The sequence below is a fragment of the Ochrobactrum sp. RH2CCR150 genome (assembly GCA_014138095.1).
GTDB lineage: Bacteria > Pseudomonadota > Alphaproteobacteria > Rhizobiales > Rhizobiaceae > Brucella > Brucella gambitense.
On the sequence record JACGXE010000001.1, the window covers coordinates 657,046 to 671,029 of the forward strand.

Sequence of the window (13,984 nt, forward strand, 5' to 3'; positions counted from 1 at the left end):
TCAGCCTTGCTCGTTGCCAAGCTGGGTCGTTGCCCATTGATCGGACGGGACGCTTCTGTCCCGCGGGGATGCAGCCGTGTGATGCGCGCCGCCGGAAAGCACGGCTTCTGCGAAACCTTCCACTGGCTGCGGACGCCGCGTCAGCGCCGCATGGATCGATTCGGCGGCTACCTTGCCCGCCTCGACCGATGCGACCGTCAGGTCCTGACCGCCTGCAACGCAATCGCCGCCTGCCCAGATACCTTCAACCGAGGTACGGCCTTCCGCATCCGCGCTGATCCGGCCCTTGGCCATGCCGATACCGGAGCCGCGCAGCGGTTCTGGATCGAATGTCTGGCCGATGGCCTTGAACACCTGATCGGCTTCAAGCGTCAGATATTCGCCCATGCCGACCAATTTGCCGTCCTGATTGCCGGTATATTCAAAGGTCACGGCATGGACGGTGCCGTCGCCGCTGCGGTCCAGCGCATGGGGTTGCAGCCAGTGCCGGATCGCGACGCCGTGGATCTGCGCCAGTTCCTGTTCGTAAGCGCTGGCATTCATGCTTTCCTGACCGCGCCGATAGACGACGGTGACATTTTCCGCGCCAAGCTTCTTGGTCTGGATTGCGACATCGATTGCCGTCATGCCGCCGCCGATGACGACCACATTGCGACCGACGGGGAGGGTGGAGAGGTCCTTGGCCTGACGCAGATTGGCGATGTAATCGACCGCGTCGAGAACATTGGGCGCATCTTCGCCGGCAAGGCCAAGATCGTTCACGCCCGGCAGGCCCATGCCGAGGAATACCGCATCATGGCCCGCCTTCAGCGCTTCGATGGTGATATCCTGGCCGAGCGTCTGGTTGTATTCGACGGTGATGCCGCCGATTTCCAGCACGAATTCCAGTTCGCGCTGGGCGAAATTATTGACGGTCTTGTAGGCCGCAATGCCGTATTCGTTGAGGCCGCCGCCCTTGGGGCGCGCTTCGAACACAGTGACCTGATGGCCTTTCATGGCCAGACGGTGCGCAGCGGAAAGACCGGCAGGACCGGCGCCGACCACGGCGATATGCTTGCCGGTTTCCGGTCCGCGCTTGAAGGGCTGCTTGCCTTCGGCCATCAGAACGTCGGTGGCGTAACGCTGCAGATTGCCGATCTTGACCGGCTTGCCCTCAGCCGTTTCGCGCACGCAGACTTCTTCGCACAGCGTTTCGGTGGGGCAGACGCGGGCGCACATGCCGCCGAGAATGTTTTCGCTCAGGATGGTTTTGGCCGCGCCAACCGGATTGCCGGCATTGATCTGCCGGATGAACAGCGGAATGTCGATGCCGGTCGGGCAGGCATTCATGCACGGCGCGTCATAGCAGAAATAGCAGCGGTCGGATTCGACAATGGCTTCGTGCCGCGTCAGCGGCGGATGCAGATCGTCAAACACATGCACATATTCACCGGCGGCGAGACGCCCGCCATGAATGTCAGGCGTGTGGCCCGCTTCTGCATCAATGGATGAACTGCCTGCGGATCCCCTCGTGGAAGGATTCATGGATCGCATCTCCCATTTTTATCTACAGTATTGGCCCAAAAATCGGGATCGATCTTTGGAAATCACGATGCGTAGAAATGCTTCAGAGCGACCTTTGTGCGTCCCTGTGGACGCCTCGGTGCTCTATGCGACATGCGGGTTCCCTTTGCGCAATGCCGCTCATGTCCGGGCTGCAATCTTGCTGTTGCCTGCTCCGGTTAAGGGTAGGATGACAGATTTTTTCGGAAGGTCAAATTTTTTATCATCTGGTCAATTTATGATTCCAGACGTCAAGAAATAGGCGGTGCGAGGCACCGCTTTTCAAGGCCGACAGATGGATTGAAATTATGCGGTTTTTGCCGCTTTTCCGGATGCGGCTTCGGCAATACTGGCGAAGAACCGGTCTGCCACCTTGCGCGCGACCGAGCCGAGCAGCCGGGTGCCGAGCTGGGCAATCTTGCCGCCCGCATCACCGCGTATGGCATAGGACAGGATAGTTTCGTCGCCATCTTCGGTCAGCGTCACGTCGGTCACGCCGTGCGCAAAACCGGCAATCGAACCCTCACCATGGCCGGAAATCGTATAGGAGGCGGGCGGGTTCATGTTGGACAGTTCCAGCATGCCGTGGAACCGGACTTTGACAATGCCAAGATTGACCTTGAGCGCAGCACGGATTTCAGTTGGCGAGAGACGTTCAATGTCTTCGCAGCCGGGGATGCAGTCTCTCAGCGTCTCAATGTCGTTCAGGGCATCCCACACCGCCTGTCTTGGCGCTGCTATGCGTTCTTCACCGGTCAGGTCCATGCTTTCTCCAGACGCATCCTGCTATCAATGTAATTTGATTGATAAGATGTATATGGCAATCTATCCAAATAGGAAGTTCGGTTATTTAATCGCCGTATTCTTTCTGAATATGCCCTAGTATCCGCGATTAAATCGATTTGATTCGGGAGTAGCATCATGGCAAGAGACGCGACGAAGCTTGAAGCAACGGTCGCTAAGCTGAAAAAGCATTGGACGGAGAACGCCCCGCACGACATGCGCGCGGCATTTCAATCCGATCCGGGCCGGTTCGAGCGTTATTCGCTCTCGCTGGATGATCTCTTGTTCGACTGGTCGAAATGCCGGGTCAACGACGAGACCATTGCGCTGCTGAAGGAACTGGCGCAGGCCGCCGATGTGGAAGGCCGCCGCGCCGCCATGTTCGCAGGCGAGCATATCAACAACACCGAAGACCGCGCCGTGCTGCATGTGGCCCTGCGCGACACCTCGTCGAAAGAAGTGCTCGTCGACGGCCACAATGTGCTGCCGGATGTGAAGCAGGTTCTGGATCGCATGGCGGCTTTTGCTGACGGCATCCGTTCGGGCGCGCTGAAGGGCGCGACGGGCAAGAAGATCACCGACATCGTCAATATCGGCATTGGCGGTTCCGATCTTGGTCCGGTCATGGCCACGCTGGCGCTGGCGCCTTATCACGATGGTCCGCGTGCTCATTTCGTTTCCAACATCGATGGCGCGCACATCGCCGACACGCTGGCCCCGCTTGATCCGGCGACGACGCTGATCATCATCGCCTCGAAGACCTTCACGACCGTCGAAACCATGACCAATGCGCAGACGGCGCGCAAATGGATCGCCGATGCGCTGGGCGAAGCTGCCGTGGGGGCGCATTTCGCCGCCGTGTCGACGGCGCTCGACAAGGTTGCGGCCTTCGGCATTGCCGAAGAGCGCGTGTTCGGTTTCTGGGACTGGGTGGGCGGTCGCTATTCGGTATGGTCTGCTATTGGCCTGCCGGTGATGATCGCCGTCGGCCCCGATAATTTCCGCAAGTTCCTAGCCGGTGCCCACGCCATGGACGTGCATTTCCGCGATGCGCCGATGGAGAAGAATCTGCCAATGTGGCTCGGCCTGATCGGCTATTGGCACCGGGCGATCTGCGGCTATGGCAGCCGGGCGATCATCCCTTACGACCAGCGTCTGTCGCGTCTCGCCGCCTATTTCCAGCAGCTTGACATGGAATCGAACGGCAAGAGCGTGACTGTGGACGGCAAGCCGGTTTCCGGCCCGACAGGTCCGGTTGTGTGGGGCGAGCCTGGCACCAACGGCCAGCACGCTTTCTTCCAGCTTCTGCATCAGGGCACAGATACGATTCCGCTGGAATTCATCGTGGCGGCTAAGGGCCATGAACCAGCGCTCGACAATCAGCACGAAATGCTGTTGGCCAACTGCCTTGCGCAGTCGGAAGCGCTGATGAAGGGTCGCACGCTGGACGAAGCCCGCGCCCAGTTGCAGGCGAAGAAAATGCCGGAAGCCGATGTCGAACGCATTGCGCCGCATCGTGTATTCTCCGGCAACCGCCCGTCGCTGACGCTGGTGCACGATATGCTCACCCCATATGCGCTCGGTCGCCTCGTCGCGCTTTATGAACATCGCGTGTTCGTTGAAGCGCAGATTTTCGGCATCAATGCGTTCGACCAGTGGGGCGTGGAACTGGGCAAGGAACTTGCGACCGAATTGCTGCCGGTGGTTTCCGGCAAGGAATCGGCTGGTGGTCGCGACGCGTCGACGCAAGGTCTTGTCGCGCATCTGCACACACGACGCAAAGCTTGACGCCATAATCCTGCGTAATAGAAATGATGTGGAGCCGGGTTCGTACCAGACCCGGCTCCATTCGTATAAAATGAAATGGGATGAGAAATGAAGACTGAGATCATCAAATTTGCGGGCGACGTGCCGGGCAATGCTATCGAACTGCGCGTGCTGCATTTTGCGGGCAAGGACGGCGATGCGCCGACCGCTTATCTGCAATCCTCGCTGCACGGTTCGGAACTGCCGGGTCAGGCTGCGCTTCATTTCCTTATCCCGATGCTCAAAAAGGCTGGCGAAGAAGGCCGCATTCTGGGCAACATCACCGTGGTGCCGCAGGCCAATCCGATTGGCTCGAACCAGTGGCAGACCTATCAGCATCAGGGCCGTTTCGAGATGTTCTCGGCGGTGAACTTCAATCGTGCATTCCCGCTTCTGCCCGATTTCGACACGTCGGAACTGCCCGGTCCTGACGCGCCGGAAGCACTGGCGAAGCGCCTCAAGGCGACGCTTTTGAAGCTCGCTCTGCCGAACGACATCGTGCTTGATCTGCATTGCGACGACGAGAGCGAAAACTATGTCTATATCGCGGATGATTTCGTGGAAGACATGAAGGATCTGGCCGTCGCGCTCAATTCCACGGCAATCCTTGCCTGGGACACCACGGCGGATGCCGCCTTCGAGGAAGCCTGCGCACATCCCGTTCTGCAACTGCCGAAAGACAAGCGCAACATGAAGCGCCGCGCAGTGACCACGGTGGAATTCCGCGGCCTGACCGATGTTTATGCCGATATGGGCAAGGGCGACGGGGAAGGTCTCTATAAGTTCCTCGTGCATCGCGGCGTCATTCGCGACGAGAGCGTCAAGCTCGATCTCGACTATAAGGGCCTCATCTCGCCGCTCTCGAATGTTGAAATGGTCCGTGCGCCGCAAGGCGGCATGGTGTTCTTCCATGTCGAGCCGGGCGATGTGGTGGAAGCAGGCGCAAAACTCGTCACGATCGTCACCGTTCCCGGCGAGCCGGAACACGATATCGTCATGACCGCACCGCAGGCCGGTCGCATCCTGACGCGCCGCTCACTGCGCTATGTGCGCCGGGGTGATGATCTTCTGAAACTGCTCGGCGCGAAGCCGTCTTCTGTCAAGAAGCGTGCAGGCGCACTCGAAGCATGAGTGCGACGCCCTTTGCCGATCGCCTGAAAGACATCCGTGCCGTTCTTTTCGATAAGGACGGCACGCTGATCGATTTCGACCGCACATGGTTTTCGGTGTCGTGGACACTGGCGCAGCGTTCTGCAAAGGGCGATGAACCGCATGCGCGCTCCCTGCTCGATGCCGGCGGCTATGACTGGGCGGCAAAGCGCTTTCGCGCCAATTCGGTGATCGCGGCGGGCACGGTAGAAGACATCGTTTCGCTCTGGCATCCGGAACTGGACAAGGCGGATTTGCGCAGCCTGATCGGTGAATATGACCGTTATGCAGTCGAGGAGGGCGCGCGTTCGGCGGTCGCCATCGAAGGTCTGCGTGAAACGCTGGAAGCACTGCGCGCCATGGGCTATCGGCTCGGCATTGCGACGAATGATTCCGAGGCGGGCGCTCATGCGACCGCCAAGGCGCTCGGCATCGAGGGCTTCTTCGACGTTATCATCGGCTATGACACGGCGGCACGGCCAAAACCCTATCCCGATCCATTGCTGCATTTCGCGGAGAAACTAGGGCTTGAGCCGCGTGAAATAGCGATGGTGGGGGATAATCTGCATGATCTCGAAACCGCCCATGCTGCGGATGCGGGGCTTGCGGTCGGCGTCCTGTCAGGCAACAGCCCGCGTGAAGCGCTGGAACCGCATGCGGATGTGGTGCTGGATTCCATCGCAGGTCTGCCGGAACTGCTGAAAGCCATAACGTAAAGCTTTCCGTTTTCTGATCGTCCGTTCAGAAGAATTCATCGCAGTGACCCTTGCGGAAGTGGGGTCCTGCGGTAGCATGGCCGGGTTAGAACCTCATCCGAGCGTAAGCCCATGATCCTGATCGGCCAGTATGATTCTCCCTTTGTGCGGCGTGTCGCAATCGCCATGCGCCTTTACGGCCTGCCGTTTGAGCATTGGCCGTGGTCCACATTTGGCGACCGCGACCGGCTGGCTGAATATAACCCGCTCAGCCGGGTGCCGACCCTGCTGCTTGATGACGGCGAAGTGCTGATCGAAAGTGCGGCGATACTTGATTATCTCGATGAGATTGCCGAGGCCAGAAAGCCGCTGATTGCCGGTCACGGTTTAGAACGGCGTCAGGCGCTGAAGGTTTGCGCGCTGGCGACCGGGCTTGCCGACAAGGCGGTAAGCCTTCTCTATGAGGGCCTTTTGCGCAGCGAACAGTCGCCGGTCTGGGTGGAGCGGTGCGAAATGCAGATCGGTCGCGTGCTGGATGGTCTGGAAAGTGATCTGGCCTTGCGCGGCTCGCCATTCTGGTTCGGCAACGATATCGGTCATGCGGATATAGCGGTTGCCTGCGCACTGCGGTTTGTTGGTGAGGCCCATGGGCGTCTGTTTGATGCGGCGAAATATCCGGCGCTGGCAGGTCTGGCCGGGCGCTGCGAGGCTCTCGCACCCTTTCAGGAAATCGTGCAGCCGCTTGCCCCGCCATCGGCCTGATCGAAAGAGAAAAGCCGGGGCGAGAACCCCGGCTGTTGATTTTGGCGATCAGTCGCGCAATTCGCGGCGCAGGATTTTACCCACATTGCTCTTTGGCAGGCTTTCGCGGAATTCGATTTCGCGCGGGCGCTTGTAATTGGTCAGCCGCTCGGCGCAGAAGGCCTTGATGTCATCGGCTGTCAGATTGGCATCGCGGCGCACCACATAGAGCTTCACCACTTCGCCGGAATGTTCGTTGGGAACGCCGATGGCGGCCGATTCCACAATGCCCGGATGTTCCGCCGCGACTTCCTCGATCTCGTTCGGATAGACGTTGAAACCGGAGACGAGGATCATATCCTTCTTCCGGTCGACGATCTTCGTATAGCCGCGCTCGTCCATGAAACCCATGTCACCGGTGCGGAAATAGCCGTCCGGCATGATGGCGCGCGATGTTTCGTCGGGCCTGTTCCAGTAGCCTTTCATAACCTGCGGGCCGCGCACACAGATTTCACCGACTTCGCCGAGCGGCAGATCATTGCCGTCATCATCGCGGATGGTGATGTCAGTCGAGGGCATCGGCAGGCCGATCGTGCCGCTGAACTCGGTTGCGTCCAGCGCATTGGCGCTTGCGACCGGCGAGGTCTCCGAAAGGCCATAGCCTTCGGTGATCAGGCAGCCGGTCATTTCCTGCCAGCGTTCGGCCACCGGGCGCTGCACGGCCATGCCGCCGCCGAGCGTCAGGATCAATGGCTTGAAATCCAGCGTTTTGAAATCCGGATTGTTCATCAGGCCGTTGAACAGCGTGTTGAGGCCGGGGAAGATGTGGAACGGATATTTCTTCAGTTCCTTCACAAAGCCCGGAATGTCGCGCGGATTGGGGATCAGGATATTGCGCGCGCCAAGCTTCATGCCCAGCATCGCATTCACCGTGAGCGCGAAGATGTGATAGAGCGGCAGCGCGCAGACATAATTCAGCGCTTTCGGCTTGCCCTTGATGCGGAAGGCCACTTCCGTCCACACGCCCATCTGCTCGACATTGGCAAGGATGTTGCTGTGGGTGAGCATCGCTCCCTTGGAAATGCCGGTCGTGCCGCCAGTATATTGCAGGAAGGCGAGGTCAGATCCTTCGACGGGAACCGGATTGAAGGGCTTCGACTTGCCCTGCGCCAGAGCATCCTTGAAGCTGATATGGCCAGGAAGGTTCCAGGCCGGAACCATTTTCTTGACCTTGCGCACCACCAGATTGACGATGTGGCCCTTGAGGCCCAGCATATCGCCCATGGACGCCACGATGATGGTCGACAGCTTGACCGAGGGCAGGGTCTTTTCAACGGTCGCGGCAAAATTCTCCAGCACGATCAGCGCCTTTGCGCCGGAATCGTTAAGCTGATGTTCCAGTTCGCGCGGCGTATAAAGCGGATTGACATTCACCACGACAAAACCGGCGCGCAGCACGGCGGCAATCGCAATGGGATACTGCAGCACGTTCGGCATCATAATGGCGACGCGGTCGCCCTTGACCAGCCCGCGCGATTGCAGGAAGGCCGCGAGCGCCCACGCATTGTCGTCAAGCGCCTTGTAGGTCAGGTCCTTGCCCATGCAGGTGAAGGCAGGATTGGCGGGAAACTGGCGGCAGGCGGTGCTGATCATGTCGCCGATGGACATCGAGCGGTTGAGATCAATCTCGGCGGGAACACCAGCCGGATAGGATTGCAGCCAATACCGGTTCGGCTGTCCGGGTGCAGGATTAACCTGCTCCGTCGTGACGGCTTCGGTTGCGGATGCGCTTTGCCCTGTCGCTTTTTTTGCCATCTTTTCTCCCCGGATTGCTCCGTCCGTTGCACCTGGCGGAAACGTTTGCGCCAATCTCCCAAGCTTACCCGTCCTCTCGGGCCGCTTCCTCAAGAATAATGTGGTCGAGTTTCCACATCTTCGCAAGGCTTACATTGACGTAAACGTAAAATATTGATGTGTCGAGTCTTCCTGAAACACTTTAGTGCCGGCTGGATTATAATGGACCGTCTGTATCAAAAATGCAGTCGGTCGTGACCAAAACGGCGAGATTGAGAGCCAAAGACGCAGTGTTTTCCGCTCCCAGCCGGTCTCAACCGGTTCTGCGCAACGACTGAATATGCGTCCTGACGGCCTTGCTGCCGCCGGTCACCAGATCGAAATTCTTTTCGCTGCGCAGCCATTCATTCAGCAACCCACTGACAATGGCGAGCAAGATCGGGGCTGCCGTACTGGCAGTCCATTCCGGAGAAAGTTCGCCGCGACGCTCCGCAACATCCAGAAGCCCGGTAAACAGCGACAAGACATTGTCGCGGGCTTCCTTGATGCGCTCCACAACCGGGGCCATTTCGCCCACATATTCGCAGCGCTGGTTGATGATAGTGAAAATGACCTGCTGGCGCTCATTCGTCACGAAGAGTTCCAGCGCGGAAACAATAGACTGTTCGAGCACATGCAGCGGGTTGGGGTGATCAACGCTCGCCGCCTGGAGCATGATCTCTTCTTGTGGAAACCGGGCCTGACCGATGATGGCCTGAAAGATGTCGAGCTTGTCATGAAAGTGGAAATAGATTGCGCCACGGGTCACGCCCGCATGGGATGCTATTTCCATGAGCGATGACTGATTAACTCCGCGTTCCAGAAACATCTGTTCAGCGGCTATCAGTATGGCTTCCCGCGTTTCGGCGGCTTCCGCTTTGGTTCGACGCATATGAGCCCTGATCTATTGAAAAAGACTGGATTTCCTTGCTTTTTTGGCGATGCCGTGGATAAATCATTCGTGATCTACCTTTGAGCTTATTGACTATAGCATCCCAAATCGTGTTTACAAACAGATATGTATGTTTAATTGGCCGCACCTTATGGGCATCACCGGGGCGACAGCAAGGGCAACACCCATCATGACCATCCATCGTTCTATCCGGCTTTTTGCGGCGGGAGCCGCTTTTCTTGTTTTTGCAGGGCAGCCTGTTTTTGCACAGGCACCGGCAGGCGCGCCGCCTGCGCAGGTTGCAGTCGTGATGATCAGGCCGCACGACGTGCCCGTTACCTATGAATATGCAGCGCGCATCAGCGCCTATCGCAATGTGCAGGTCCGCGCCCGTGTTGGCGGCATTCTCCTGCATCGTAATTTCGTCGAAGGCACCGAAGTCAAGGCTGGCGAAGTGCTGTTTGAAATCGACCCGGCCCCCTATCAGGCCGAGCTTGAAAAAGCGCAGGCTCAGGTTGCTCAGGCGCAGGCGCAGTATCAGCAGTCCATCCGCGACGCCGAACGCGCCGAACAGCTGGTCCAGCAGAAGGTGCAGAGCGCCGCAGTCCGCGATTCCGCATTTGCGACCCGCGATCTGAACAAGGCCGCAGTTGCCGCGGCGCAGGCGCAGCTGCGTACCGCTGAACTCAATCTCAGCTATACCAAGGTGACCGCGCCGATCAGCGGCATCACCAGCCAGGAGCAGGTGTCCGAGGGCAGCCTTATCGGCACCGATGCGACGTCCAGCCTTCTGACCTCGATCACGCAGCTTGATCCGGTCTATGTGAACTTCTCGTTCACCGATACGGAAGCCGCCGAAATCCAGAAACTCCGCGCCGAACGCGGTGCAACCGGTGAGGATGCCGACCGTCTCAAGATCAAGATCCTGTTCGGTGACGGTCAGGCCTATGATCATGAAGGCACGATCGACTTCACCTCGTCCTCGCTCGATACCGAAACCGGAACGCTCGGCGCGCGCGCCGTGGTCCAGAACCCGGATCGCCGTCTGATCCCGGGTCAGTTCGTGCGTGCCGTCATCCTCGGCATCCAGGTGAAAAACGCCGTAACAATCCCGAAGGCCGCCTTGATGCAGGGCCCGCAGCTGCAATTCGTCTATGTCGTGAACAAGGACGATGTCGTGGAAGTGCGCCCGGTCACGGTCGCCCGCGAGCTTACCGATGAATGGCTGATCTCCGACGGCCTCAAGGAAGGTGACCGCGTTGTGACGGAAGGCGTCATCAAGGCGCATCCGGGCGCCAAGGTGCAACCTGTCGACGCTGCTGCGGCTGGCAACAAGGAAGCATCGTCGGCTGAAGCTGGCAAGGAACAGGCGGCAGGCAACAAATGAATAAGTTTTTCGTAGACCGCCCCGTTTTTGCGGCGGTCATATCCATTGTGCTTGTGCTTGCGGGGCTTATCTGCATCCGCATTCTGCCGATTGCGCAGTATCCGGAGCTGACGCCGCCGCAGGTGGTGGTCACCGCGACCTATCCGGGTGCAAGCGCGGAAACGGTGACGCAAACCGTCGCCGCTCCGCTTGAGCAGCAGATCAACGGCGTCGAGAACATGCTCTATATGCAGTCCTCGAGCCTTGGCAGCGGCACCATGCAGCTGACCGTGACCTTTGCACTGGGCACCGACCCGGATCAGGCCACGATCAACGTGAACAACCGCGTTCAGCGCGCGACCTCTTCGCTTCCACAGGAAGTGCAGCGTCTCGGCGTGACCGTGGACAAGCGTTCGACAACCATTCTGGGCATGGTCGCCATGTTCGCCGAGAATGGCCGTTATGATCGCACCTATGTCGGTAACTATGCGCTTTTGAACGTCATCGACGATCTGAAGCGTCTGTCGGGCGTGGGCGACGTGCAGCTGCTCGGCAATATCGATTATTCGATGCGTATCTGGCTGCGTCCGGACAAGCTGGCCCAGTATAATCTGACGCCATCTGATGTTCAGACCGCCATTCAGGAACAGAACGCCCAGTTTGCAGCGGGTCGCTTTGGCGATCAGCCCGATCCGCAGGCAGGTCCGTTCACCTATACGGCCACGACGCAAGGCCGTCTGCCGGATACAAAGGCGTTTGAAAACATCATTCTGCGTTCCAGCCCCAATGCGGCGACGCTGCGTCTGAAAGACGTGGCGCGCGTTGAGCTGGGCACGGAAAGCTATCTGGTCGACAGTAATCTCAATGGAACGCCCGCCGTTCCGATTGCGGTCTATCTGCAGCCGGGCGCAAACGCGCTCAACACGATGGAACTCATCCAGAATCGTATGGATGAGCTGAAAACAAGCTTCCCGGCGGGCATCAACTATTCGATCCCGTTCGACACGACCAAGTTCATCAAGGTCTCGGTCGAGGAAGTGATCCACACCTTCATCGAGGCTATCATCCTCGTTGTCCTGGTGGTGTTCATCTTCCTGCAGAACTGGCGCGCAACGCTCATTCCCGTTATCGCGGTGCCGATCTCCATCATCGGTACATTTGCGGGCATGTATGTGCTGGGCTTCTCGATCAACCTTCTGACATTGTTCGGTCTGGTGCTCGCCATCGGTATCGTCGTGGACGACGCCATCGTGGTGTTGGAAAACGTCGAACGTATCATGACGACCGAGAAACTTTCACCGCGCAAGGCCGCGATCAAGGCCATGGGCGAAGTGACGGGGCCGGTTGTCGCGATTGTTCTCGTGCTCTGCGCCGTGTTCATTCCGGTCGCCTTCATGGGCGGTCTCGTCGGCGAAATGTACAAGCAGTTCGCCGTTACCATCGCGATTTCGGTCGTGCTGTCCGGTACGGTGGCGCTGACGCTGACACCAGCACTCTGCGCGCTGATCCTGAAGCCGGGACATCATGAACCGATCCTGCCGTTCCGCATTTTCAACCGGTTTTTCGATCGGGTGACGGAAGGCTATACGGCTGGTGTTCGCTTCTTCCTGAAGCGTGTGGCCATCGGCTTGCTGATCTTTGCCGGCCTTTTGGGCAGCACCTATTTTCTGTTCCAGAAGGTTCCAAGCTCCCTTCTGCCGGATGAAGATCAGGGCTTCCTGTTCAGTGTCGCCATCCTGCCTCCGGCGGCTTCGCTGGAACGCACGACGGCTGTGCTCAATCAGGCGAGCGAGAATATTCGCAAGCATCCGGCCGTGGAAAACGTGTTTGCCGTGTCTGGCTATGACCTCCTGTCGGGCGGTCTGAAGACCAGTGCAGGCACCATGTTCATCATGCTCAAGGACTGGAAGGAACGCACGACGCCGGATCTCGACGCGCGCAACCTGCCGGGCGCCATCATGGGCATGAATGCGGGGATCAAGGACGGCCTTGTGCTGGCCTTCAATCCGCCGCCGATCCTCGGCCTCAGCACGACCGGCGGTTTCGAACTTTATGTTCAGGACCGCACGGGTGGTGGCGTGGAATCGCTGACCAATGCGACGAAGCTGCTCACCGATGCAGCAGCCAAGCGGCCCGAGCTTGCAGGCGTACGCACGACATTCGATCCGAATGTTCCGCAGTACGACATCCAGCTTGACCGCGAAAAGGCCAAGGCGATGGGCGTGCCGATCAACTCGGTGTTCACCGCCATGCAGGCCACCTTCGGCAGTGTCTATGTCAACGACTTCACGCTGTTCGGTCGTAACTATCAGGTCAACCTGCAGTCCGAGGCGGAGTTCCGCCGCGATCCGAGCGATCTGAAACATGTGTTCGTGCGCGCCGATTCCGGCAGCATGATCCCGCTCAGTGCACTTGTAACCGTCAAGCGCATCGTCGGTCCCGACCAGCTTGAGCGTTTCAACGCGTTCAATGCTGCGAAGGTCACCGGCAATCCGGCTCCGGGCTACACGTCAGGCGACGCCATCAAGGCGATGCAGGAAGTGGCTGCGGAAGTGCTGCCGCAGGGTTTCCAGATCGCGTGGACGGGGTCCGCCTATCAGGAAGTCACGACCAGCGGCACCGGCTCGCAGGCCATGATCTTCGGTCTGTTGATGGTGTTCCTCATTCTGGCTGCCCAGTATGAGCGCTGGAGCCTGCCGCTGGCAGTTATCACGGCGGTGCCTTTCGCGATCTTCGGTGCGCTTCTGGCAACCCATCTGCGCGGGCTGACCAATGACGTGTATTTCCAGATCGGTCTGGTGACACTCATCGGTCTTGCGGCGAAGAACGCGATTCTGATCGTGGAATTTGCCGTGCTGGAACGCGAAACGGGCAAATCCGCCTTCGATGCGGCCCTATCTGCGGCACGTCTGCGCTTCCGCCCGATTGTGATGACCTCGCTGGCCTTCATTCTCGGCGTGGTGCCGCTGGCAATCAGCTCGGGCGCAGGCTCGGCCAGCCGTCACTCCATCGGTACCGGCGTTATCGGCGGTATGCTCGTGGCAACCTTCGTTGCAACGCTCTTCATCCCGATGTTCTACAGCATCATCGCGCGTAAAGCGCCGAAGAAGCCGGAGGATGACGAGGATGATGTGCCGAATGGCTCGGGTGGCGGCCTCTGACCGCCACGCTGACAGC

10 protein-coding genes are annotated in these 13,984 nt (G+C 59.0%); 6 read left to right on the top strand and 4 right to left on the bottom strand.

Features of this window, described 5'->3' with window-relative positions; genetic code table 11:
- Positions 1-1,524, bottom strand: a complete 1,524-nt coding sequence (locus tag FHW03_RS02980) for an NAD(P)-dependent oxidoreductase (RefSeq protein WP_377513965.1) — start codon at positions 1,522-1,524, stop codon at positions 1-3.
- A gap of 324 nt (positions 1,525-1,848) precedes the next feature.
- The gene (locus FHW03_RS02985; protein ID WP_182519280.1) at positions 1,849-2,307 is read right to left on the bottom strand and encodes a carbon monoxide dehydrogenase subunit G; all 459 of its coding nucleotides are present in this window, start codon (positions 2,305-2,307) and stop codon (positions 1,849-1,851) included.
- A 156-nt stretch (positions 2,308-2,463) separates the two neighbouring features.
- On the opposite strand from FHW03_RS02985, the gene pgi reads away from it, so the two are divergent.
- The 4 genes from pgi to FHW03_RS03005 all read left to right on the top strand — a co-directional run bounded on the left by pgi (position 2,464) and on the right by FHW03_RS03005 (position 6,737).
- Positions 2,464-4,113 (top strand): glucose-6-phosphate isomerase, encoded by a 1,650-nt coding sequence (gene pgi / locus FHW03_RS02990; RefSeq protein WP_182519281.1) that lies wholly within the window; start codon positions 2,464-2,466, stop codon positions 4,111-4,113.
- Positions 4,114-4,200: 87 nt separating this feature from the next.
- On the top strand, positions 4,201-5,262 hold the full coding sequence (locus tag FHW03_RS02995) for a succinylglutamate desuccinylase/aspartoacylase family protein (RefSeq protein ID WP_182519282.1): 1,062 nt from the start codon (positions 4,201-4,203) through the stop codon (positions 5,260-5,262).
- The gene (locus tag FHW03_RS03000; protein WP_182519283.1) at positions 5,259-5,996 is read left to right on the top strand and encodes an HAD family hydrolase; all 738 of its coding nucleotides are present in this window, start codon (positions 5,259-5,261) and stop codon (positions 5,994-5,996) included. Before FHW03_RS02995 ends, FHW03_RS03000 begins: the two co-directional genes overlap by 4 nt.
- A gap of 111 nt (positions 5,997-6,107) precedes the next feature.
- Positions 6,108-6,737 carry a glutathione S-transferase family protein gene (locus FHW03_RS03005; protein ID WP_182519284.1) on the top strand — a complete coding sequence of 210 codons (630 nt, stop codon included), beginning with the start codon at positions 6,108-6,110 and terminating at the stop codon, positions 6,735-6,737.
- A 48-nt stretch (positions 6,738-6,785) separates the two neighbouring features.
- On the opposite strand, the gene FHW03_RS03010 is transcribed toward FHW03_RS03005, so the two are convergent.
- Together FHW03_RS03010 and FHW03_RS03015 are read right to left on the bottom strand one after the other, a co-directional pair.
- A complete protein-coding gene (locus FHW03_RS03010) occupies positions 6,786-8,531 on the bottom strand; it encodes a long-chain fatty acid--CoA ligase (RefSeq protein ID WP_182519285.1) in 1,746 nt (581 codons plus the stop codon).
- Positions 8,532-8,823: 292 nt separating this feature from the next.
- The gene (locus FHW03_RS03015; RefSeq protein ID WP_182519286.1) at positions 8,824-9,441 is read right to left on the bottom strand and encodes a TetR family transcriptional regulator; all 618 of its coding nucleotides are present in this window, start codon (positions 9,439-9,441) and stop codon (positions 8,824-8,826) included.
- A gap of 190 nt (positions 9,442-9,631) precedes the next feature.
- On the opposite strand from FHW03_RS03015, the gene FHW03_RS03020 reads away from it, so the two are divergent.
- Positions 9,632-10,828: an efflux RND transporter periplasmic adaptor subunit gene (locus FHW03_RS03020; RefSeq protein ID WP_182519287.1), complete on the top strand. Its 1,197-nt coding sequence runs from the start codon at positions 9,632-9,634 to the stop codon at positions 10,826-10,828.
- The gene (locus FHW03_RS03025; RefSeq protein WP_182519288.1) at positions 10,825-13,968 is read left to right on the top strand and encodes an efflux RND transporter permease subunit; all 3,144 of its coding nucleotides are present in this window, start codon (positions 10,825-10,827) and stop codon (positions 13,966-13,968) included. The genes FHW03_RS03020 and FHW03_RS03025 overlap by 4 nt, the downstream gene beginning before the upstream one ends.
- The last annotated feature ends 16 nt before the right edge of the window (positions 13,969-13,984 follow it).